The organism is Zoogloea sp. (genome assembly GCF_041914405.1).
GTDB lineage: Bacteria > Pseudomonadota > Gammaproteobacteria > Burkholderiales > Rhodocyclaceae > Zoogloea.
In genome coordinates this window covers 46,431-69,443 of record NZ_JAYSDK010000032.1, presented here as the reverse complement: position 1 = coordinate 69,443, position 23,013 = coordinate 46,431, and the positions used below count along the sequence as shown (strand labels likewise).

Here is a 23,013-nt window from a genome sequence, read left to right as displayed (position 1 = left end):
AGCAGCCGAGCTTCTCGCCGCGGGCCAGCGGCTTCAGCCATTCTTCCTTCTGCGCGTCGGTGCCGTACTTCTGGGTGATGCCGCAGGCCAGGGAGTTCTGCACCGAGACGATGGTGGAGGTGGCGCCGTCACCGGCGGCGATCTCTTCCAGCGTCAGCACCAGGCTCATGTAGTCCATGCCGGCGCCGCCCCACTCCTCGGGCACCACCATGCCCATGGCGCCGAGTTCGCCGAGTTCCTTGAGGGCCTGGGCGGGGAAGGTGTGGCTCTTGTCCCATTCGGCGGCGAAGGGGGCGAGGCGCTCCTGCGCAAAGGCACGCATGGAGTCGCGGATCATTTCCTGTTCTTGGGTGAGGATCATCGTGCGTGTCCTTTCCTTAGAGCATTTCGACGGCCAGGGCCGTGGCTTCGCCGCCGCCGATGCACAGGCTGGCAATGCCGCGCTTGCCGCCGGTCTTCTTCAGGGCGCCGAGCAGGGTGGCGATGATGCGGGCACCGGAAGCGCCGATGGGGTGGCCGAGGGCGCAGGCGCCGCCGTGGATGTTGACCTTGGCGTGGTCCAGCTTTAGGTCGTGGATGGCGGCCATGGTGACGACGGCGAAGGCTTCGTTGATCTCCCACAGGTCCACGTCGGCGGTGGTCCAGCCGGTCTTGGCGAGCAGCTTCTGCATGGCGCCGACCGGGGCGGTGGCGAACAGGTTCGGCTGGTGCGCGTGGGTGCTGTGGCCGACGATCTTGGCGATCGGCTGGAGGCCCTTGGCGGCGGCGGTGGAGGCGCGCATCAGCACCAGCGCGGCGGCGCCGTCGGAGATGGAGCTGGAGTTGGCCGGGGTCACGGTGCCGTCCTTGCGGAAGGCCGGCTTCAGGCTGGGGATCTTCTCGATGTTGGCCTTCGGCGGCTGCTCGTCGCTGGTGATGGTCACGTCGCCCTTGCGGCCGGCAACGGTGACGGGGGTGATTTCCCACTCGAAGGAGCCGTCCTTGATGGCGGCCTGGGCGCGGGTCGTCGAGGCGATGGCGTAGGCGTCTTGCGCTTCGCGGGTGAAACCGTAGTTGCCGGCGCAGTCCTCGGCGAAGGTGCCCATCAGGCGGCCCTTCTCGTAGGCGTCTTCAAGGCCGTCGAGGAACATGTGATCCATCACCTGGCCGTGGCCGAGGCGGTAGCCGCCGCGGGCCTTGGGCAGCAGGTAGGGGGCGTTGGTCATGGATTCCATGCCGCCGGCGATCATCACCTCGTTGGTGCCGGCCAGCAGCAGGTCGTGGGCGAGCATGGTGGCCTTCATGCCGGAGCCGCACATCTTGTTGACAGTGGTACAGCCGGTGGACAGCGGCAGCCCGGCGCCCAGCGCAGCCTGGCGGGCCGGCGCCTGGCCCTGGCCGGCGGGCAGCACACAGCCGAAGATCACTTCTTCGACGGCTTCTGCGGAGATGCCGGCGCGCTCGACGGCGGCCTTGATGGCTGCGCTGCCGAGCTGGGCAGCGGTGAGGCTGGCGAAGTCGCCCTGGAAGCCACCCATCGGGGTACGGGCGGCGGAGACGATGACGATCGGGTCGTTGGTGCTCATGGTGGAACCTTTCTGAATTCGGTGGAGGCTGTTACGTCGCGGGGGCCTGCTCATCTGTGGGGTCGAATTCATTCGACCTGAGCCGGCGCGGGCGGCTTACTTGGCGGCCATGCGGATGGCGCCGTCGAGGCGGATCACTTCGCCGTTCAGGTAGCTGTTGCTGAAGATGTGCTCCACCAGCGCGGCGTACTCGGCCGGCTTGCCCATGCGGGAGGGGAAGGGAACCATCTTGCCGAGGGCTTCCTGCACTTCGGCGGGCATGCCGAGCAGCATCGGGGTTTCCATGATGCCGGGGGCGATGGTCATCACGCGGATGCCGGTGCGGGACAGCTCGCGGGCGATCGGCAGGGTCATGGCGACCACGCCACCCTTTGACGCCGCGTAGGCGGCCTGGCCGAGCTGGCCGTCGAAAGCGGCCACCGAAGCGGTGCTGACGATCACGCCACGCTCGCCGCCGGCGTTGGGCTCGTTCTTGCTCATGATCTCCGCGGCGAGGCGAGTCATGTTGAAGGTGCCGATCAGGTTGATGTTGATGGTGCGGGCGAAGGACTCCAGCTTGTGGGCGCCTTCCTTGCCGACGACCTTCTCGGCCGGGGCGATGCCGGCACAGTTCACCAGGCCACGCAGGGTGCCCAGCTCGACGGCGGCGGCGAAGGCGGCCTTGGCGCTATCCTCGCCGGTCACGTCGGTGGCGACGAAGCGCGCGTTGGCGCCCAGTTCGCGGGCCTTGGCTTCGCCGGCTTCCTTGTTCACATCGGCCAGCACGACCTTGCCGCCCTTGGCGACGATCATCTGCGCGGTCGCTGCCCCCAGGCCTGAACCACCACCGGTCACCACGAATACGTTGTTCTGGATTTCCATCTATCTCTCTCCTCGTTGCTGTCGGCTGAAGGGTCCGCCGGGGCGGACACGATGTGGGGCGCAGTCTAGGCACAAGCCCCGCTGGCTTCCATGCCTAAAACGCTCAATGTGAATGATAGAATTTGCCACATCGACAAGGCGCAAAGCCCCGTGCGGCGCGGCGAGGCGCGGTTCCGGCAGGCCGGCCGGGGCGTGCTTCCGGTCCTGCGTCGCGACTCTTTTCCTTATCCCTGTTTCCGGCCGGATTTCCATGAGCGAACCCACGTCCGACAAGGGCACGATCTCCATCGGCTTCGTCCATGAAGCGTTGGTGGAAGTTCGCGCGCGCGGCATCGACGCGGATGCGCTGCTGAACCAGGCCGGCATCTCGCCGGAGCTTCTCAACGCACCGCAAGCGCGGGTGTCGTCGGAGCACTTCGCGGTGCTGTGGCACCTCATCGCGCAGGCGATGGACGACGAGTTTTTCGGCATGGATTCCCATCGCATGAAGGCTGGCAGCTTCACGCTGCTGTGCCACAGCGTGATCCACTGCGACACGCTGGAGCGGGCGCTGCGCCGGGCGTTGCGCTTCTTCCGCCTGCTCCTCGATGACCTGGAGGGCGTGCTGGTGCGTGATGGCGAAACCGCCCGAGTCGAGATCATCGACCGGCTGGCCGAGCCGCGGCGGGCCTTCGCCTACGGCACCTTCCTGATCATTCTGCATGGCCTGGCCTGCTGGCTGATCGGGCGGCGCATCCCGCTGGGCTACGCGCGCTTTCGCTGTGACGAACCGGATTTCAGTGCCGAGTGGCGGGTCCTGTTCTCGCCGGACCTGGGTTTCGGCGGCGCGCGTACCGAGATCGCCTTCCCGGCCGAATTCCTCGACATGCCCAATGTGCAGAGCGAACGCACGATGAAGCTCTTCCTGCGCAGCGCGCCGGCCAATTTCCTGGTCAAGTACCGTAACAGCGAAGGGCTGGTGGCGCGCATCCGGCGCCGCCTGCGGCGGATGCCGCCGGATGCATGGCCGGATTTCGAGACCCTGGCCCAGCAGCTGCATTTCTCGGTGTCCACGCTGCGCCGCCACCTGCTCGACGAAGGGCAGTCCTACCAGTCGATCAAGGACGACCTGCGCCTCGACCTGGCCATCAGCCAGCTCAGTCATTCGGACAAGTCGGTGCTCGACATCGCACTGGAGCTGGGCTTTGCCGAGGCCAGTGCGTTTCACCGGGCGTTCAAGAAGTGGACCGGCGCACGGCCGGGCGAATACCGGCGCGCCCTCGCCGGACACTAGCGGAAAGCGAGCACCCAGATGGCGGCCGAAACCCAATCCAGCAGGTCGGCGCGCCATTTCCGCTGGCCGCTGCACATCCACATCTCGACCCTGTTCTTCGTGCTGGTGCTGCTTGCCGGCGGCAGTATCGCCTGGCTGTCCTACACGCGCAGCGCGGACATGTTGGAACGGGCTGCGGGCGACCTGATGGGGCGCATCTCGCACCAGACGGTGGTCGACACCGAGAGCCTGTTGCAGCCCGTCAATGCAAGCCTGCGCCTGCTGGCGTTGCAGCCGCTGGTGCGGGCCGGCACGCTGGTCGAGCGGCGCGAGAGCCTGGCAGTCCTGCGCGAGGCGCTGCTGGCCACGCCGGCGGTGAGCTCCTTCTACGTCGGCTATGCCACCGGCGACTTCTTCTTGCTGATGCGCTTCACCAGCGACGAGGATCGGCGCCTGCTCGGCGCACCACCGCGGGCCGCCTACGTGATCCAGAGCATCGCCGGCCAGGACGGGGGCTTCATCTTCCTTGACGACGAACTGGCCGAGCTGAAGCTGCGGGAGCGCCCTGACTACCCGAGCAGCTACGATCCGCGCCGGCGTGGCTGGTACTCGCAGGCCATGGGCAGTCGCGACTCGGTGCTGACCGCGCCCTATCTGTTTGCGGCGACGGGCAAGCTCGGTGTGACCCTGGCCCGGCGTGCCGAGTCGGGCCGTGCGGTGGTCGGCGCCGACATCCGCCTGTCCACCCTTGACGACACTTTGCGCCACCAACGCATCACGCCGGGTTCGCATCTGGTGATGTTCGATGAGGACCAGCGGGTCATCGCTTACTCGGAGCCGGGCTGGCAGCCCCGCGTCGTTGGCGGAGCGGTCGAGCGGCCCTTGCTCGCTACGCTGGATGGCGGCGGGCTGGCGGCACTGGTCAGCCGGATGCCGGCCCTTGAGCGGGCTGGCGACCTGCCGCTGACTGCCTTCGAAGCGGCTGGGCGCAGCTGGCATGGGGCGGTGGCACGCCTGTCCCTGCAGGGGGGGCGCCCGGTCTTCCTCGGCGTGGCGATTCCCGACGATGAACTGCTCACCGAGGCGCGGGAAATCCGCGACAGCTCCATCGCCGCGACCTTGCTGGTGGTGCTGCTGGCGCTGCCGCTGACCTACTGGGCGGCCCGCCTGGTGGCCCGGCCGATCCGTGAACTGGCGGCGGAAACGGCGGCAATCCGCCGCTTCGACTTTGCCGGAGCGGTGCAAACCCGCTCCGTGGTGCGCGAGGTGGATGAGTTGGCGGCGGACCTGGGGGCGATGAAGGGCGCAGTGCGGCGTTTTCTCGATATTGCGTCGCTGATTGCCGAGGAGTCGGATTTCGATCGTCTGTTGCCGCGCCTGGTGGACGAGACGCTGGCGGTGGTCGGCGCGCGGGCCGGGGTGCTCTACCTGGCGAGGGACGGTGACAGCGGCGACGGGCTGGATGCGGTTGCGTTGCGCGGTGCTGACGGCAACAGCCTGCCGATGCCTGTGGCTCCGCCGGGCGAGGCGATGGCCGGGCTGGTGCCCGCGGGGGCCCGCTCCGCCGTCGGTGAGCTGCGCTCGGGGCATGGTGCCGGGCGCAGTTGCACCGGCCTGTGCGAGGCCATCGGCGAGGGCACGCTGGCTTATCTGGCGGTGCCGCTGCTCGACCGCAAGCAGCAGCGCCTGGGCCTGCTGGTGTTGTGGTTCGCGCGGGAGCCGGACGCTGACCTGGTGCATTTCGTCGAGGCGCTGTCCGGCTCGGCGGCGGTGTCCGTCGAGACGCGGGGTCTGATCCACGCCCAGAAGCAGATGTTCGAGTCCTTCGTCCGGCTGCTGGCTGGCGCCATCGACGCCAAGAGCCCCTACACCGGTGGCCACTGCGCGCGGGTGCCAGAGCTGTCGAAGATGCTGGCGCGGGCGGCTTGCGCGGCAACCGACGGCCCGTACCGCGACTTCTGCCTCAGCGAAGAGGAGTGGGAAGCGGTGCATATCGCGGCCTGGCTGCACGACTGCGGCAAGGTGACCACGCCTGAATACGTGGTGGACAAGGCTACCAAGCTGGAAACGATCTACGACCGCATCCATGAGGTTCGAATGCGCTTCGAGGTGCTCAAGCGTGATGCTCAGGTCGCCTGCTGGCGGGCCATCGCCGATGGGGATGACGCCGCTGAGGCGAGTGCCCGGCTGGCCGATGAATGGGCGCAGCTCGACGAGGAGTTCGCCTTCGTGGCTTCGTGCAACGAGGGCGGCGAGATGATGGCGCCGGAGCGTATCGAGCGCCTGCGTCAGATCGCCGGGCGGACCTGGCTGCGCACCCTTGACGACCGGCTCGGGGTCTCGGAGGACGAGCGGCGCCGCAAGCCGGCCACACCGCTACCGGTGCAGGAGGCCTTGCTCTCCGACAAGCCCGAGCACCGCATCGAGCGCCGGCCCGAGGAGCGGATCGCGGCAGACAACCCGTGGGGCTTCCGGATGGCAGTGCCGGAGCTGCTCTACAACCGCGGCGAGTTGGCCAACCTGTCGGTGGCCCGTGGCACCCTCACCGACGAGGACCGCTACAAGATCAACGAACACATCGTGCAGACCATCCGCATGCTTGCCGCGCTGCCTTTCCCGCGGCACCTGAAGGCGGTACCGGAACTCGCCGGCGGGCACCACGAGAAGATGGACGGTAGCGGCTATCCGCGCGGCCTGCGCCGGGAAGAGATGAGCCCGGTGGCACGGATGATTGCGATCGCCGACATCTTCGAGGCGCTGACCGCGGTGGACCGGCCCTACAAGCGCGGCAAGCGCCTGTCGGAGGCGATGGCGATCATGGCGCGCATGCGCGACGCTGCGCACATAGACGCGGAACTGTTCGCGCTGTTCGTGCGGGCGGGAGTGTATCGGGACTACGCGCTGCGCTTCATGCAGCCGGAGTGCATCGACGAGGTCGACGAGGCGGCGCTGCTGGCGCAGGGCTGAGAAGACGTGTGGGGCGGGGAGGAGGGCCCGGCAGCGGATCGCGCCGCCGGGCGAGGTGTGGAACGGACGAAGATCAGTTCGTCAGGTTGGCGGCCGCCAGAGCGGTCAGCCAGCCGCTGGCCACGACGCCGGCTGGGAACAGCAGGCGCATGCGGGTCGGGAAGGGGTAGCTCTCGACCCAGCGATAGAACACCGACCCGCCTGCAATGCTGACAGCCACTGCGATGAGCAGGCCGGCCGCGTTGATGACCGGGTTGGTCGGGAAGAAATAGGTGATGGCGGCATTGACCAGCAGGCACAGCGGGAAATGCACCAGAAACACCGAGTAGGAAATGCGGCTCAGGCGGGCCAGCGGGGCCGGCAGCGGCATGGTGTGCAGCACGTGGGTCCACCGCGCCAGGCCGAGGAAGACCGCGACGGTGCCGGCAAGCGCGATGCGGCCGCGGAAGTCCACGCTCAGTGCGGCGATGGCCAGCAGGGCCAGCAGGGCCAGCCAGCGGCCGGCACGCTCCCGGCTGGAGGCCCACCAGGCCATGATGCCCAAGCCGAAGGAGCCGAAGAAGTAGAACGCGCTTTCATCCCACCAGGCATCCCGGTTGAAGTAGAACAGGGACGCGATGGTCATGCCGGTGATCAGCAGCGGTGCGGCGGCGCGCAGGGCCGGGTGACGGTCGCCGAGGCGGCTCGGCAGCCACAGCAACAGGATCGCCAGCGCAAAGAGCTGGAAGTCGATGGCCACGTACCAAACGCCGGCCGACAGAGCCTCCTGGTCGAGCAGGTCATGCAGCAGCAACACGTGCGCCAGCAGGCGGGGCAGGTCGGGGACCGACGAGATGGAGTGATGGTCCATCACCAGGCCGGCCAGCGCCGAACAGCCGATGGCGATCAGCAGCGCGGCGGAGTAAGGCACCACCAGGCGGGTGTAGCGTTGCAGCAGGGCGTACAGCGGCACGATTGGCGTCGGCAGCCCGTCGGGAGCGAACTTGGAGGCGAACAGGAAACCGGAGACGACGAGGAAGATCTGCACCGCCATGCGGGCATAGACGTCCAGTCCCTCGATCAGGGTCGGCAACAGGGGTTTGGCCACATCGGCCATCGGCCCGTAAAAGGCCAGATGGTGCAGCACGATGGATACACAGGCGATGGCCTTGAGGGCATCTATCGCCGGCATTCTTAGAGCTTCACTGCGCATGGGGTCGCGTGTCCTCCGGAAGGCAGGAATCGATGCTCAACATGCGGGCACGGGCGGGCGCGGCGGCCTGCTCGGGCGGACAGGATCTGCGGGAATAAAGGGTGGCCGACGCAATCGTGGCAGCCAGTGCCCGATGCTCGACGAAGATGGGACAGAAACAGATCAATCCGGAAGGTCGTTGCCCTTGGGGCAACGCTGCTCGGCGTGTTGAACGCTAAGCCATAATTATACGGACCGTACGCTGGGGTGTGGTCAAAATTCGCCCAAAATGGGCACATCCCGAAAGATGTGCCCATCGATCCAGCGGGAGGCGCGGGCGCGCCCCTGCGGCCTTACGGCTTGTAGGCCTCGACGGCGATGGTCAGCTTGACCTCGTCGCCGACGTAGGGGGCGTACTTGCCGGCGTTGAACTCGGTACGCTTGATGGTCGCCGTGGCGTTGGCGCCACAGGCCGGCTTCTTCAGCATCGGGTGGTCCATGCAGTGGAAGGAGGTGACGGTCAGGGTCACCGGCTTGGTGATGCCCTTGACGGTCAGGTTGCCTTCGATGGTGGCCGGCTTGTCACCGTCGAAGTTCACCTTGGTGGACTTGTAGGTGATGGTCGGGTACTTGGCGGTGTCGAAGAAGTCCTCGCCCTGCAGGTGGCTGTTGAACAGCGGGTAGCCGGAGTCCACCGAAGTGGCGTCGATGGTCACGTCAACGGAGCCGGTCTTGGTGGCGCGGTCGAGGGTGATGGTGCCGCTGGTCTTGTCGAAGCGGGACAGCTGGGTGGAGTAGCCGAAGTGGCTGTACTCGAAGCGCGGGTAGGTGTGGGTGCCTTCGATGGTGTAGGTCTCGGGCGCGGCAAAGGCGGCGGACGACAGGGCGGCGGCAATGGCCAGGGTGGCGAGTTTCTTCATGCTGATTCTCCGTTTTGTGTGAGGTTTGGGGTTGGGGCTTACTTCTTCGCCGCGGCTGCCGGGGCGGCCACGACGTGGAACTTGATTTCGATTTCGTTGGCGACGGCACTGACGTCGGACCACGGACCTTCGCCGATGTTGAAGTCCATGCGCTTGAGCACGAAGCCGCCGTCGAAGACGCCGTTGGTGCCGTCCTGCTTGAAGGTGAAGGGGGCGGTGACGTCGCGGGTCTGGCCCTTGATGGTCATCTTGCCGACGGCCTCGAAGCGGTTGCCGCCGAGGGCCTTGACGCCGGTGGAGACGAATTTGGCGGTGGGGAAGGCCTTCACGTTGAACCACTGCTTGCCGACCACTTCGTCGTTGGCGTCCTTGGAGCCGGCGTCGATGCTGGCCAGGTCGATCTCAAGCACGGTGCTGGCGGCGGTCGGTTTGGCCGGGTCGAAGGCCAGCTGCGCGTTGAACCTCTTGAAGCTGCCGGGCACCGGCACGCCCATCTGCTTTGAGCTGAAGGCGAGGCTGCTTTTGGCGGCGTCCACTTGCTTGAACTCCACGGCGTGGGCGGCGCCGGCCAGCAGCAGGGCGGCGGCGGGCAGGGCGATGTGACGAATCTTCATGGGGGCTCTCCTGATAGTTGTATGGGGCGGCTTACTTGCCGAAGGGCAGCATGCGGCGCAGGGTGCTGTCCTTGTCGATGATGTGGTGCTTGAGGGCGCCGGCCAGATGCAGGCCGACCAGGGTCATCAGCGACCAGCTCAGGACTTCGTGCATCTCCTCGAGCAGTTCGCCCAGCTCCTTGTCCTTGCCGATCAGGTCGGGGATCGGCAGCACGCCGAAATACACCACCTGGAAGCCCTTGGCCGAACTCATCAGCCAGCCGGACAGCGGCACCAGGAACATCAGCAGGTACAGCAGGTGATGGGTGCCCTCGGCGATCTTGTGCTGCCAGGCCGGCATCGGCAGCGGTGCCGGCGGGCGATGGGTGAGGCGCCACAGGATGCGCGGCACGAACAGCAGCAGCACCGTCATGCCGATCCACTTGTGATAGGAGTACAGCTTGAGCTTGTTCGGCGACAGCGGCAGGCCGTGCATGTAGAGGCCCAGCGGGAAGGCCGCCAGGATCAGGATGGCGATCAGCCAGTGGGCCGCGATGGCGGGGCCGGTATAGCGTGCGGTAGGTTGGTTCATTGTTGTTGCTCCGTGCGGAAAGGGGACGCACTGCCTGTTTGCCACAGGTAAGCGTCCATCGCCAGACCGCCGTAGGTGTATTCCGGTTCCAGGCGCAGGGGGATTTCGTCCTTTTCGGCGGCGCCGAGGGCGACGAACAGCGGCAGCAGGTGCTCCTCGCTGGGATGGGCGCCGGCGCCGTGGGGGGCGATGCGGCGGTAGTCCAGCAGGGCCGGGCGGTCGTCGCGGGACAGGGCATCGCCGAGCCAGTCGGCAAAGGCCTGGGCCTGCGGCACGACGGCGCTGTTGGTACCCCAGGTGAGCCAGCCGAAGTTGTGGGTCACCGCGCCGGAGGCGAGGATCAGCACCCCTTCGTCGCGCAGCGGGCGCAGTGCGACGCCGAGGCGGCGATGCCAGTCGGTGCCGGCGTAGGGTTGCAGCGCCAGTTGGACGACCGGGATGTCGGCCTGCGGGTACATCGCCTTCAGCGGGATCCAGGCACCGTGGTCGAGGCCGCGGTCGGGCACTTCGTCGATCGGCAGGCCGGTGCCGGCGAGGAGTTCGCGGACCCGCGCGGCCACGTCCGGCGCGCCAGGGGCCGGGTATTCCATCGCGTACAGGGCCGGCGGAAAACCGCCGAAGTCGTGGATGGTCTCCGGCGTCGCGGCCGTGCTGACGGTGGGCTGGCGGGCCGCCCAGTGGGCGGAGATCACCAGCACGGCGCGGGGGCGCGGCAGGTCGGCGCCGAGGCGTTCCCACAGGTGGACCGTGGCACCCGGGTTGAGCAGCACGTCGGGCGCGCCGTGGGACACGAAGAGGACGGGTTGGCGGGCGGTCATGAGGTGCTCCTCGGGGTGAAGTATTCGTGGATCATGCAGTCGAGGGACTTGGGCGGGTGGCCGACCAAGGCCGCGAAATCGTTGCTGGTGCGCGCAAAGCGCCCTTCTGCGACAGCGCGGAACAGGCTGCCCAAGGCGTTGGCCTGCCACGCTGGCAGGCCGGCCTGTTGCTGGGCCGCCACGTATTTGACTTCGCTGATTGCCGAGTAACGCAGCGCTTGGCCGCTGACCCGGGCGATCTTGTCGGCGATCGTTGCGAAGCCGCTGGCGACCTGGCCGGTGAGTTCATACACGTGCTTTTCCAGACGCGGGGCAAGGGCGGCGGCGGCCATCGCCTGGGCCAGCTCGTCGCGGGAGACCAGGCTGACAGCGCCTTCGCCGGCCGGCAGGGCCAGGATGCCGTCGTTCAGTGCCGGCCCGGCCAGTTGGGGCAGGTCGTCGGCGTACAGGGTGTTGCGCAGTACCGTGTGGGCGAGGCCACTGTCGGCCAGTGCGCTTTCGGCCTCCCGGTGTACTGCGGCGTATTCGGCCGGCGAATCGGCGGCTACGTCCAGCAGGCTGACGTAGAAGACGTGCTGCACGCCGGCTCCACGGGCCGCGGCGATGGCCTGGCGGTGGCGTGCGATGTGCTGTGCCCGCGGGCCATCGGTGGAGGTCAGGATCAGTCGCTCGACGCCAGTGAAGGCGCTGGCGAGCGTGGCCGGCAGCTCGAAATCCCCGTGGCGGACCTCCACGCCGCGGCTCGCCAGGTCGGCGGCCCGGGCGGGCTCGCGGACGCTCACTGCCAGCCGGCCGGCCACCGGGGCCGGAGAGCGGGCGATGAGGTGCTGGACGATGCGCCGGCCGAGTCGACCATTGGCGCCGCTGACGAGGATCACGGCAGTTCTCTCTTGTTGGGTATTGGTTTGTGTGGAGCGAACTTTATGCTTCCGATTGGAACGGAAATAGCCTTTAATGGGGAAATGTTTGTTGCCTGATTTGAAACAATGGATCGTCTGCATGCGATGGAGGTGTTCGTCCGCGTGGCCGAGGCCGGCAGTTTTACCGCTGCCGCCGATCACCTGGGGCTGGCTCGTTCGGCGGTGACCCGCCAGATTGCGGCGCTGGAGGCCCATCTGGGCGTCAAGCTGATTGCCCGCAGCACGCGCAGCCTCAAGCTCACGTCGGCGGGGCTGGCCTACCTGGAACGCAGCCGCGAGATCCTTGACTTGGTCGGCGTCGCCGAGAGCGATCTGGCCGGTGGCGACCGCCGCCCGCGCGGGCCGATCCGCATCAGCGTGCCGATGAGCTTCGGCGTGCCGATGAGCTTCGGCGTGCGTCACCTGGTGCCGCTGGTCGCCGATTTTGCGACCACGTATCCGGAAGTCAGCTTGGACATGGACTTCGACGACCGTCAGGTGAACCTCATCGAGAGCGGTCTCGACTTGGCCATCCGTATCACCACCCAGCTCGACCCGACCCAGGTGGCGCGGCGTTTGTCGGTGGCGCGGATGGTCACGCTGGCCTCGCCGGCCTACCTGGAGCGGCACGGCTGCCCGCAGAAGCCGGACGATCTGCTGGCCCATCAGTGCCTCGGTTACACCGGCACGGCCAAGGTCAGCTGGCCTTATCTGGTGGACGAGGCGTTGATCTGGGTGCCGGTGCGTTGCCGCCTGCAGGCTAACAGCGGCGATGCGCTGGTTGACATGGCCCAGCGTGGCCTGGGTATCTGCCGCCAGCCGAGCTTCATCGCCGCGCCGGCGATCCAGGCGGGATTGCTGACGCGCATCCTGTCGGATTTTCCGGGGCCGGAACTGGGCATTTATGCGGTCTTCCCCAGCAATCGCTACGTGCCGAGCCGCGTGCGTGCCCTGGCCGACTACCTCGCCGAGCGCATCGGGCCGGTGCCGTACTGGGACCAGAGCCTGCCGTGAGCGTCAAGCGCGCGTCGATTGCCGCTCCGGGGAACTCTGCTATAACACCATCATGACCGGCCCCGACAGAGAGACGTCACCCTAAAGCCCTGTGGCATCGGACCATCAGGGCGGCAAGCCAGATGGGCGCCGGACTCGCTCCCTTCCCCGAAGGAGACGCATCCATGAAGCGCTCATATGTGGCCGCGTTGGCGGTCGTCGCGGCGGTTTTCGGTTCTTACCTTATCGTTCGCCTGCCGGCGCTCGAGACCGGCTGGCAGCAAGCCCATGCGGACAACCCCGCTCCAGCGCAGGCTGCCGCCGCGGTCGCGCCGCAGCCCGAGGCGGCCAGCGTGGACCAGGATGCGCCGTACCGGGAGTCCTGCGCCCGTGAGGGCCTCAACGAGTCCGAGTGCGTCGGCCGCCTGATCTGGTTCAAGGCTACTGCCGGCAACGACCGTTTCCACACCTACACCTTCCAGCAGCGCATCGGCGTGCTGGTGGACTGGTTCCGGGTGCTGCGCTCCGACCAGCGTGACGACCGCTTCTGGGCCTGGGGCATCATCAACGACCCGGCCTGCTGCAAGCCCGGTGATGCCACCTGTCCGGCCAAGTCGCTGGAGGAGACCTACGGCTTCGACTGGTGCCCAGGTGACGACGTATTGCTCAAGTACGTCGGCAAGGCGGGCTACGTAGACCCGGCCTGCGGCCTGAAGGACGCCGCACTAGACCCTGACGACCCGCACACCCAGGGGGGCAAGCTCGACCAGCGCCACAGCGCCTGCGATCTCAAGTTCGGCACCTCGACCGGCGCGCTGGGCATCCGCAAGTTTCCCAACCCGCGCTTCGACGCCGCCAAGTGGAAGGCCCTCAACGGCGGAGTCGGTAGCTGGGCCGGCTTCGACCGCAAGATGGATGCGACCACCGGCATCGAGTCCGACAGCCGGGTCAGCAAGCTGGCCGATGCGTCCGTCGAACCGCCTTTCCTGATCGGTACCTCCTGCGGCTCCTGCCATATCGCCTTCGATCCCCTCAATCCGCCGGCCGATCCGGCTCATCCCAAGTGGGAGAACATCAAAGGTCTGATCGGCAACCAATACACCCGCATGTCCGAACTGCTCGGCTCCGGCATGCCCAAGTCGGCCCTCGAATACCAGATGTTCGCCCACGCCCGACCGGGGGTGACGGACACCTCGGCGATCTCCCACGACCAGGTGAACAACCCCGGCACCATCAACGCGCTGATCAACGTGGCCCAGCGCCCGGTGTTCAAGGGCGAGTCCATCACCAAGTGGCGCAAGGTGGCCGACTGTGGTGTGGAGAAGGACGAATCCAAGTGCTGGTGCGAACCCGGCCGGCAGGGCAAATGCTGGCAGTTCTCGACCCGCAAGGACGATACGACCATCGTGCATCTGGACGGCCAGAAGGTCGTGCTGCCCGGCGTGCATCACATCCTGAAAGGCGGGGAAGACTCCATCGGTGCGCTGGAGGCGATCCAGCGGGTGTACTTCAATATCGGCTCCTGCTCGGAGCAGTGCTGGGTCAATCACTTCAGCGACATGCGCCAGGTGGACCCCGAGCAGCGCGGCTTTGGCCAGACGCCCTTCAACATTGGCCAGTGCCGGCGCGATTGTCCGAACTTCCGGGCGGTGGAGGACCGCCTGCAGAACGTGCTGGACTTCTTCACGTCGGCTGAGTCGGACGAGAGGGATCTCTTTGCCGCCCGTGCGAACGCCCGCAAGCTGAAGAGCCCAGGCGCCACGTACACCCGCGCCGACCTGACCGCCGACCTGGAGAAAGAGTTCGGCAAGGGCGCCGTGGCCCGTGGCCAGACAGTGTTTGCCGAGAACTGTGCGCGCTGCCATTCCAGCATTCCCGAGGCGGACGGCGGGCTGTTCAAGAACCGGGATTTCGCGGCCACCAATGACGCCCATCCGCGCAAGGTGCGCGCCGATTTCCTCGGCAACGACCAGGCCACGCCAGTAACCGAGGTTGGCACCTTCCCGTGCCGCGCGCTGCATTCCAACCACATGGCCGGTCATCTCTACCAGGAGTACGCATCGGAAACCCTGCGCGCCCGGCCTTCGGTGGCCGACCTGCCTGAGCGGGAAGACCTGAAGAACGGCGGGCGTGGCTACATGCGCAACATCTCGCTGGTGAATGTATGGGCTACCGCCCCGTTCATGCACAACAACGCCATCGGGCCCGAGGTGTGTGGCAACCCGGCCAACAAGGACAACGATTTTCACCGAGCCCGCTACGCCGGGCCCGACAACAAGCTGCTGGCCGCGCAGCCCGCCTGCGTGCGCTACGACCCCAGCGTGGAAGGACGCTTCGATCTATACAAGCGCTCCATGTTCGAGCTGCTGCACCCGAAGGAGCGGGGCCGCAAGGTGACGCTGACCAACGCCGATCTGATCGTCGATGTGGGTATCCGCCCGCTGGAGGGCAAGACCGAAAAGCCGCTGGGCGGCTTTGGCCAGGCGCGCATTCCGATGGGGGCGAGCGCCGGCTTCCTCAACGGCCTGATGCACAAGCAGCTGATTGGTGACCTCTTCCTCGCCAAGCGCGATCCGGCCAGGCTGGAGGCGGCCGGCAAGAAGGACCTGGTCCCGACCCTGCAGGCGATCGCCGACGACGTGTTGAAGAACCCGGCACGCTTCGTGGAGATCCTGCGCGAGAAGCGGGACTTCCTCGCCGCCAACTACGTGAGCTGCGACCAGCTCGTCGAAAACGAGGGCCATCGCTTCGGAGAGGATCTGAGCGAGGCGGACAAGAAGGCCATCACCGCCTTCCTGGCCACCCTGTGAGAGGAGTGACGCCATGAAAACCGCTTCTGCCGTCGCCCTGTCCATCGCCGCCGCGTTGGGGCTGAGTGCCTGCGGCCAAAAGGCGGAGGCGCCGAACATACCCTTCGCACCTTACGACAAGAGCTATTCCTCCAAGCTGGACATGGCCCAGGTGGATTACCACTATCCGATCCCCACCGCGGAGATCGCCAAGGTCACGCCGGACTATCTGGCCACGCTCGACCAGGAACAGCTCGACCAGATCTACGCCCGCCTGACCGCCGGGCCGATTCCCGACGGCGCCTTTGACGGCCGCATCCTGTTGCCCAAGGGTAGCAGCGGGAAGTTCCGCCTGTCGGAGATCGTCGGTGGTTTTGCCGGCACCGCGCTCAACCTGAAGGGGCTGGTGCTGGAGGACGTCGGCGAGGCCCTGTGGCGCGGCAAGGTTTTCTACCGCCAGGAGCGCGTGCTGCGCAATCGCATTGAGGATCTGGCCGTGCTGAAGAAAATCGGCTTGGTGCAGGGCGAGCCGAAGAAGATGGACTTCAATGGCAAGCAGACCTGGCTGCTGTTCCCCGCCAAGTTGTACTGTGGGCAGAGCCTGCTGGACGCGCGGCGGGAGTCGATCATCATCGATTACTTTTTCACTGACGAGATCCCCGGCTACCAGGAAAACCCGGACTTCCTCGCCGGTCGCCGAGGGCTGCGGGTGCGCGACGAGATCCGCATGATCCGGCCGGGCTTCTACCTGGGCCGCGCCTACCTGGACAAGGGCTTTGCCCTCAACTTCACGCTCTACAACAAGGATATGGACGACAAGGGGCGGGAAGCCTTCGTCAAGACCGGCGCGGTGCAGGAGGATTGCTGGCCGGGCACCCAGCAGCGCAAGGTCCTCGCGTCGGCGGGGCGCTGAGGGGCGGCGACGTGGAGCGCCGCGATGAACAGCCCCGTGCGCAGCTGTGCCCGCCTGGTCGGCTTGCTGCTTGCTGCTACGCTAAACATGGTTGCAGCGGGGCCGCCTGATGTTCCGCAGACTGGCGGGGCGGCGGTCTGGGTCGTGAATCCGGCCGAACCCGGTGCGCATCTGCCGCTGCTCGGCCAGTCCCTGTTCGACCGCTTGTTCGCGGGGGAGGGTGGGGCGCACGAGCTGCCTTTCCCCTTTGAAAAACTGCTGGCGCGTATCGACCGCGAACTGGCACGGGACCCGGCCAGCGCGCTGCCGCCGGTAAAGCGCGTGCTCATCCCGCTCGGGCGCTCATTGCAGCGCACCGCCGCGGCGCCCGATTACTTCGACTATCCGCGGGTGGTCGTCGGCGTGGATTCTCCGCCCGCCGCAGGCTCGCCCTTCCTGCTGAAGGACCGTCTCTACATCGGCTACCAGGAGAAGTCGGCGGTGCTGGAGGTGATTAGCTACAACGAGGCGGCCGGACGTTTCGAGTTCCAGCTCGTCAAGGACTATCGCACCGGCGTGCGGGCGCAGGTCTTCTACGCCAACCGCAATATCTGCTTCGCCTGCCACCAGAACGGCGCGCCGATCTTCTCCCGCGCGCTGTGGGACGAGACCAATGCGAACCCGGCAATCGCTGCGCTGTTGACGGCAAGCGGGCGCACCTTCTACGGCATTCCGCCGGAGCGGGGGGTGGACGTGCCCTATGCCATCGACAACGCGGTGCGGCGGGCCAACCGTTTCGCGCTGGCCCAGCGCCTGTGGCGCGAAGGCTGCGGCGATGGCGAAGCGGGACGGCGTTGCCGGGCAGGACTTTTCGCGGCGGCGTTGCGCCTGCGTCTGGCGGACGGGCGAATGGCGGTGCCGGATGCTGCTTTCGAGGACACAGTCGGTCGCCCGCTGAGGGCTACGGCGGCACGCCGCTGGCGGGCGGGGCTGGCCCTTGGACGTTCGGACCTGCCAAATCGCAACCCCTTGCAAGGTGCCGCCGACTGGCCGGCGTCGCCGTCGGCACGCGTCGCCTTCTCCCATGTGCCGGCGCGCTTCGAGCCGCTGCTGCCGAGGTCGGCGGAGGCCTGGTGGCGGGGCGACGCGCCGGAGGCCGTCGCCGACGCGGTGGCGGGCGTGGCGGAGTTCGTCGAGGACGGCGATTGGCCGCGGCTGCAGGCCGCACTGGCAAGGCGGGCCGCGCGTCTGCCACGGCGGGAAGTGACGCTGACTTGTACAGCCGCGCCCGGTGGATACGTGGCTGACTGCAAGGGTGAGGGCGGCGCTTCTTTGCGATTCGACCGGCAAGCGGGCCGCGTCGAACGCCTCAGTCTGGCTGGCGAACCGCCGCTGCCGGGCTTCCCCTTGCGGGGGGCGCAGGGTGTTCGCGTGGCCGGTGGAAACGTGCTCGAGGCGGTGGACGTGCGTGGCCTGCGCGATGGCGCGGGCCCCTTGCGGCTGCGCCTGCGTCCCGATGGAGAGGTGGCCGAGGCGGCCTTGTTGGGGATCGCTGCAAGCGCACAGGGGCAAAGCCTGCTGGATGCGCCGGCGATTGCCGGCCGTGGCTTGATCCGCGCAGTGCTCGCGCAACTGGGGGAACCCGTCGCGGCGGCCCGGCTGCCGGTGCCGGCCGTGCCGCGCCTGGAACGCCCGGCCAGTCCGCCGGGGGCGGCGCTGGGCGGGCCGGTGCGTCCGGACCTGGCCGGTTTCTACGCCTGGTGCGCCGCGTGCCATCTGAGCGCGGAGTCATTTCCGCCGAATTTCCTGCAGGGGCCGGCGGCCCAGCTGGAGGCCCGCATCCGCCAGTGTGCGCCGCGGATCTACGTGCGCCTGGCGATGGCGCGCCGCGCGCCGTCCGAGCGGGGTAAAACACCAATGCCGCCGGCGAGCATGTTGCCGGCCTTCCACAGCGATCCGGTGGCGTGGGCCAAGAGTAGCGACCGGGCCGCACTGGAGGCGGTGGTAGCGACCCAGTTGCGTAGCGAATCCGGGCAGGAACCGGACGTGGATAGCCTGTTGGCGGGGGGCTACGAAGCGCTGCGCCCCTGCCTGGCGCCGGTGGCCGAGGTGCGATAGACGACGAGGAGAAGAAGATGACGAGCCCAGCCGCACCCGCCAGCCGTTGGCGGCAGCGCTTCATGATCCTGTTCACCCTGACCGTGCTGCTGCCGGCAACAGTGGGCCTGTGGCTGCTCGGCCGCTTCAGCGTCGACTCGCCTGTGGATTACGCCGATCCGGTCGAGCACTTCAAGTACGGCTCCACCGGCGGCGAGCACGAGATGGGCTTCCCCTATTGGATCTGGCGCGCGTTGCCCCAGGTGTGCGGGCAGTACCTGCCGGGCAAAGGCTATGAATCCCTCGGCATGATCTACGAGAAGGGGCGGGATGGGCGCCCCCGCGATCTGCCGGTGGGCACGTCGAAGCGGCGCTACCAGGGCATTGACCGGGTCTTCGTGAATTGCGCGGTGTGCCACACCAGCACCGTGCGCAAGGCGCCGGATGCGCCAGCCCAGCTTGTGGTGGGCATGCCGGCGGCGCTGTTCGACATGCAGGCCTTCGAGACCTTCTTCTTCAAGTGTGCGGCGGACCCGAAGTTCTCCACGGAGTATCTGGTTCCCGAGATCCAGCGCCTCGGCGCCGGGCTCGACCTGCTCGATCGGGAAGTGGTCTATCCGGTGGCCATCGCCATCATGCGTGACCGGGTGCTGGCGCTGAAGGGGCGCTTCGAATGGGTGTTCCAGCAGCAGCCGTGGGGGCCAGGGCGGGTGGATACCTTCAACTCGGCCAAGGTGATCTTCAACTTCCCGATGCACCTGCTCGACCCGAAGGAGTTCGATGCGCCGGCGGACTTTCCGTCGATCTGGCTGCAGCGTCCGCGCCGCGAGCCGCGAATGATGGAGCTGCACTGGGACGGCAACAACACCGATATGACGGAGCGCAACAAGAGCGCCGCCTTCGGCACCGGTACCACGCCGCCGACCATCGACCTGCCGCGCATCAAGCGGGTGGAGGACTGGATCCTCGGTGCCGAGCCGCCGGCCTTCGGCAAGCTGTTTCCCATCGATCAAGCCCTGGCAGCCCGTGGTGCGCCGATCTACAAGGAATACTGTGCGAGCTGTCACGGCGCGACGGGGCGGGATTTCAGCGGCGAACGGGTGGGGCAGGTGACGCCCATCGCACAGATTGGCACCGACCGGCGGCGGCTGGATTCCTACACCTACACGCTGGCGGTCAACCAGGCGACGCTCTACGCCGGCTACCCGTGGCGCTTCACCACCTTCCACAAGACCTACGGCTACGCCAACATGCCGCTGGATGGCATCTGGCTGCGCGCGCCCTACCTGCACAACGGCTCGGTGCCGAGCCTGTTCGACCTGCTGCAGCCGGCTTCCCGGCGGCCGGCGGTGTTCTACCGGGGCAACGACGTGTTCGATCCGCTGAAGGTCGGTTTCGTGTCCGACCAGCCGGAAATGGATGGCCGCAAGTTCTTCCGCTATGACACCAGACAGCCTGGCAACGGCAATGGCGGCCACGAGGGGCGGGCCTACGGCACCGAGTTGCCGGAGGCCGACAAGGCCGCGCTGGTGGAATTCCTCAAAACCTTCTGAACGGGAGCCTGCCATGCTTGCCGACCGTCGTGAAACCCGCCGCGCCTGGCTGCGCGCAGGTTTGACCGTGTTGCTGCTGCTGATCGTTGCCGGCGCCTACGTCGCCTGGGACCGGGGCTTCCGTGAGGAGCCACCGCCGGCCTGGGTCTTCGAGTCGCCGGAGATGCGCTTCAAGTACGGCTCCATCGGCGCCGAGCACGATGCGGGGATTCCGTACTGGATCTTCTACGTGCTGCCGCGGGTCTTCCCCGAGAAGTTCCGCCAGGACGGGCAGACCGTGCCGGGGGGGTACGCGGCCCTCGGCGTGTCCTGGGAGCAGGGCCAGGAGCTGCCGGCCGGCTTCACCAAGAAGACCATCGGCTTTCCGCGGGTCGCCAACAACTGCGCCGCCTGCCACACCACCAGCTACAGGAAGAGCGCGGACTCCAACCCGGTGTTCGTCGTCGGCGGGCCGGGGCATACCCTCAACATCGAGAACTTCTTCCGCCTGTTGATCGACTGCGCCGCCGATCCGCGCTTCGAGCCGGACATCCTGATGGCGGAGATCAACCGGGTCACCAAGCTGGATCTGATCGACAAGCTGCTGTACCGCTTCCTGATCATCCCGATCACCAAGAAGCGCCTGCTGGAGCGGGAGGCGCAGTTCGCGTGGATCTACCGCACGGACTTTCCCGAGTGGGGGCGCGGGCGCGACGACAGTATGAACCTCACCAAGTACTTCATGATCCGCGCGCCGATGGATGACACCTTCGGCCCCGGCGACATCCCGGCGATCTGGAACCTGGCCAAGTACCACGCCGAGCGTGGCCAGCTGCCCAACTACGCGGGTGACAGCCACGACGTGCGCTCGGTGATCATCGATTCGGCCCTCGGTGTGCTGGGCGCGCCGCCGGCCGACAAGGCGGATTTCCTCAAGCAGGTGCAGTGGTTGCAGGACTATCTGTCCAGCCTGCCGCCGCCGGTCTATCCGTTTCCGGTCGATGCCGGGCGGGCGGCCGCTGGCAAGGCGGTGTTCGACGCCCAGTGCGCCCGCTGCCATGCCAGTGAGCGTACCGGCACGCGCATTCCGCTCGATGAGGTGGGCACCGACCGGGCCCGCCTGGATACCTGGAACAAGGGCGCAGCGATCAAGGCCAACCAGGTCGTCACCGCGATGGGCATACCGCGCAAGGGGCTGGTGGAAGAGGATCTCAACGGCTACAAGATCCCCTTCCTGGACGGCATCTGGCTGCGGGCCCCCTATCTGCACAACGGCTCCGTGCCGACCTTGCGGGATCTGCTGGAGCCGGCAGCGGCCCGGCCGAAGATCTTCTGGAGCGGCTACGACGTGTATGACCCGCAGCGGGTTGGCTTCATCACTGACGGGGACGAGGCCCGGCGCGTCGGCACGCATTTCGACACTGCCGCGAAAGGCGGTGGCAACCAGGGCCACGAGTTCGGCAGCAGCCTGTCAGCGGGCGACAAGGAGGCGCTGCTGGAGTACCTGAAGACCCTGTGATCATTACTGACTGCGGGTACTGGCAGGAAAGTCCGCCAGCGCCTAAGATGGCGCGGCCCGGTGGCTGCATGAGCGCTAGCGGGCCGATCACAACAACATCAATTCATCTCACTACCCCAGGAGTGCCTCCATGTCTTCTACCGTTACCCTCGGCGGAAACCCCGTTCCTGTTGAAGGCGATCTGCCGCAGAAGGGCCAGACCGCACCGGCCTTTAGCCTCGTCGCCAAGGACCTGGCCGATACCCCGCTCGCCAGCTTCGCCGGCAAGCGCAAGGTGCTGAACATTTTCCCGAGCATCGACACGCCGACCTGCGCCACCTCCGTGCGCAAGTTCAACCAGTCCGCCAGCACGCTGCCCAACACGGTCGTGCTGTGCATTTCCGCCGACCTGCCGTTTGCCCAGTCCCGCTTCTGCGGCGCCGAAGGCCTGGAGAACGTGGTGACCCTGTCCACCCTGCGTGGCAGCGAGTTCATCAAAAACTACGGCGTGGCCCTGGCTGCCGGCCCGCTGGCTGGCCTGACCGCCCGCGCGGTGGTGGTTCTCGACGAGAACGACAAGGTCCTGCACAGCGAGCTGGTGCCGGAAATCAAGAACGAGCCCAACTACGACGCTGCACTGGCTGCGCTGGGCTGATAGACAGAAGGAAGAGGGAACGATGACGGGGACCGACGCTCAACTGACCGAGGAACACATCACCGCGCTGGTGCACGGCTTCTATGCCCGGGCGCGAGCTGATGCGCTGCTCGGCCCCGTCTTCGCTGCCGAGGTGGACGACTGGGATCACCACCACCTGGTGATTCGCGCGTTCTGGTCCCGCGTGCTGCTGGGCACGGACCGTTATGGCGGCTCGCCCTACCCGGTGCATGTGCGCCTGCCGGTCAAGGCCGAGCACTTCGACCGATGGCTGGCGCTGTTCCGTGAGGCGGCGGTGGAGTTCTTGCCGGCGGCTGCTGCGCAGACTGCCATCGAGAAAGCCGACATGATGGCCGCCAGCTTCAAGGCCGGAATGTTTACGCTGACCGATTGAGGCGCCTGAGCCGGGCGCCTCAGCGCAGCAGGTAGGCAAGGCCGACGACGATCGCAACCAAGGTAGCGATCAGCACAGCGCCGGCGGCGACGTCCTTGGCAATACCGATCTCCGGGTGCTGCCCCGGATGGAGCAGGTCGGCGAGGGTTTCGATGGCCGTATTGGCCATTTCCGCAACCAGAACCAGTCCCACCGCGAGGGTGACCAGCACCCACCACAGCAGCGGCGCACCGGTGGCCGCGAGGAAGGCGAAGACGCCGAGCGTAGCGATGCCATGCACACGCATGCTGCGTTCCCGGCGGAAGGCCGTGATGATGCCGTTGAAGGCGTAGCCGAAGCGGCGGAAGAGAGTTTGTCCTTTCATTGCCGGGAATGTACGCCGGACATACAAAAGACGCACCCATGCCGTGATGCCGAGGCCATGAAAAAGCCCCAGCCGCGAACGGCTGGGGCTTGATCTGGTGGGCCCGCAGGGGCTCGAACCCTGGACCAAAGGATTCGTCACACTGCGACTTTCGTCGCCGA

Annotated in this window: 20 protein-coding genes; 10 read left to right on the top strand and 10 right to left on the bottom strand. The window is 67.1% G+C overall.

All coding sequences use genetic code 11. The features are described from left to right. The 3 genes from ACE3RX_RS17990 to ACE3RX_RS17980 form a co-directional block, all read right to left on the bottom strand. Nucleotides 1–361: acyl-CoA dehydrogenase family protein (locus tag ACE3RX_RS17990; RefSeq protein ID WP_374486347.1), on the bottom strand; the 361-nt coding region annotated here is incomplete at its 3' end. A 16-nt stretch (nt 362–377) separates the two neighbouring features. Next, the gene (locus tag ACE3RX_RS17985; RefSeq protein WP_374486346.1) at nt 378–1,565 is read right to left on the bottom strand and encodes an acetyl-CoA C-acetyltransferase; all 1,188 of its coding nucleotides are present in this window, start codon (nt 1,563–1,565) and stop codon (nt 378–380) included. A gap of 96 nt (nt 1,566–1,661) precedes the next feature. Next, nucleotides 1,662–2,426 (bottom strand): 3-hydroxyacyl-CoA dehydrogenase, encoded by a 765-nt coding sequence (locus tag ACE3RX_RS17980; protein WP_374486345.1) that lies wholly within the window; start codon nt 2,424–2,426, stop codon nt 1,662–1,664. Nucleotides 2,427–2,676: 250 nt separating this feature from the next. Between ACE3RX_RS17980 and ACE3RX_RS17975 the strand changes: the two genes are divergently transcribed. Both ACE3RX_RS17975 and ACE3RX_RS17970 read left to right on the top strand, forming a co-directional pair. After that, entirely contained in the window at nt 2,677–3,699 is a 1,023-nt protein-coding gene (locus tag ACE3RX_RS17975; RefSeq protein WP_374486344.1) for an AraC family transcriptional regulator, read from the top strand. An 18-nt stretch (nt 3,700–3,717) separates the two neighbouring features. Next, nucleotides 3,718–6,645, top strand: coding sequence for an HD domain-containing phosphohydrolase (locus ACE3RX_RS17970; protein WP_374486343.1), 2,928 nt, complete (start codon nt 3,718–3,720; stop codon nt 6,643–6,645). A gap of 73 nt (nt 6,646–6,718) precedes the next feature. On the opposite strand, the gene ACE3RX_RS17965 is transcribed toward ACE3RX_RS17970, so the two are convergent. The 6 genes from ACE3RX_RS17965 to ACE3RX_RS17940 form a co-directional block, all read right to left on the bottom strand. Beyond that, nucleotides 6,719–7,837 (bottom strand): acyltransferase family protein, encoded by a 1,119-nt coding sequence (locus ACE3RX_RS17965; RefSeq protein ID WP_374486342.1) that lies wholly within the window; start codon nt 7,835–7,837, stop codon nt 6,719–6,721. A 332-nt stretch (nt 7,838–8,169) separates the two neighbouring features. Beyond that, on the bottom strand, nt 8,170–8,736 hold the full coding sequence (locus ACE3RX_RS17960; RefSeq protein ID WP_374486341.1) for a YceI family protein: 567 nt from the start codon (nt 8,734–8,736) through the stop codon (nt 8,170–8,172). 38 nt (nt 8,737–8,774) lie between these two features. Beyond that, complete coding sequence (locus ACE3RX_RS17955; protein WP_374486340.1) at nt 8,775–9,350, bottom strand: YceI family protein; 576 nt, start codon at nt 9,348–9,350, stop codon at nt 8,775–8,777. Between the two features lie 31 nt (nt 9,351–9,381). Beyond that, nucleotides 9,382–9,921 carry a cytochrome b gene (locus ACE3RX_RS17950; RefSeq protein ID WP_374486339.1) on the bottom strand — a complete coding sequence of 180 codons (540 nt, stop codon included), beginning with the start codon at nt 9,919–9,921 and terminating at the stop codon, nt 9,382–9,384. Beyond that, on the bottom strand, nt 9,918–10,739 hold the full coding sequence (locus ACE3RX_RS17945; RefSeq protein WP_374486338.1) for a class III extradiol ring-cleavage dioxygenase: 822 nt from the start codon (nt 10,737–10,739) through the stop codon (nt 9,918–9,920). The genes ACE3RX_RS17950 and ACE3RX_RS17945 overlap by 4 nt, the downstream gene beginning before the upstream one ends. Then, nucleotides 10,736–11,617 carry an SDR family oxidoreductase gene (locus ACE3RX_RS17940; RefSeq protein WP_374486337.1) on the bottom strand — a complete coding sequence of 294 codons (882 nt, stop codon included), beginning with the start codon at nt 11,615–11,617 and terminating at the stop codon, nt 10,736–10,738. The genes ACE3RX_RS17945 and ACE3RX_RS17940 overlap by 4 nt, the downstream gene beginning before the upstream one ends. A 108-nt stretch (nt 11,618–11,725) precedes the next feature. On the opposite strand from ACE3RX_RS17940, the gene ACE3RX_RS17935 reads away from it, so the two are divergent. From ACE3RX_RS17935 to ACE3RX_RS17900, 8 genes are all read left to right on the top strand, one after another. After that, on the top strand, nt 11,726–12,652 hold the full coding sequence (locus ACE3RX_RS17935) for a LysR family transcriptional regulator (protein ID WP_374486336.1): 927 nt from the start codon (nt 11,726–11,728) through the stop codon (nt 12,650–12,652). Nucleotides 12,653–12,816: 164 nt separating this feature from the next. Then, nucleotides 12,817–15,441: a cytochrome c gene (locus ACE3RX_RS17930; RefSeq protein WP_374486335.1), complete on the top strand. Its 2,625-nt coding sequence runs from the start codon at nt 12,817–12,819 to the stop codon at nt 15,439–15,441. A gap of 13 nt (nt 15,442–15,454) precedes the next feature. Next, a complete protein-coding gene (locus ACE3RX_RS17925; RefSeq protein ID WP_374486334.1) occupies nt 15,455–16,333 on the top strand; it encodes a hypothetical protein in 879 nt (292 codons plus the stop codon). 24 nt (nt 16,334–16,357) lie between these two features. Next, nucleotides 16,358–18,430 carry a hypothetical protein gene (locus ACE3RX_RS17920; RefSeq protein WP_374486333.1) on the top strand — a complete coding sequence of 691 codons (2,073 nt, stop codon included), beginning with the start codon at nt 16,358–16,360 and terminating at the stop codon, nt 18,428–18,430. Nucleotides 18,431–18,447: 17 nt separating this feature from the next. Further along, nucleotides 18,448–19,962, top strand: a complete 1,515-nt coding sequence (locus ACE3RX_RS17915) for a cytochrome c (RefSeq protein ID WP_374486332.1) — start codon at nt 18,448–18,450, stop codon at nt 19,960–19,962. A 13-nt stretch (nt 19,963–19,975) separates the two neighbouring features. After that, nucleotides 19,976–21,460, top strand: a complete 1,485-nt coding sequence (locus ACE3RX_RS17910; RefSeq protein WP_374486331.1) for a hypothetical protein — start codon at nt 19,976–19,978, stop codon at nt 21,458–21,460. Nucleotides 21,461–21,590: 130 nt separating this feature from the next. Then, complete coding sequence (gene tpx / locus ACE3RX_RS17905; protein ID WP_374486330.1) at nt 21,591–22,094, top strand: thiol peroxidase; 504 nt, start codon at nt 21,591–21,593, stop codon at nt 22,092–22,094. A gap of 22 nt (nt 22,095–22,116) precedes the next feature. Next, a complete protein-coding gene (locus tag ACE3RX_RS17900) occupies nt 22,117–22,488 on the top strand; it encodes a group III truncated hemoglobin (RefSeq protein ID WP_374486329.1) in 372 nt (123 codons plus the stop codon). Between the two features lie 19 nt (nt 22,489–22,507). Here ACE3RX_RS17900 and ACE3RX_RS17895 read toward each other — a convergent pair whose 3' ends face one another. Continuing rightward, complete coding sequence (locus tag ACE3RX_RS17895) at nt 22,508–22,852, bottom strand: diacylglycerol kinase (protein ID WP_374486328.1); 345 nt, start codon at nt 22,850–22,852, stop codon at nt 22,508–22,510. Nucleotides 22,853–23,013 lie beyond the last annotated feature (161 nt).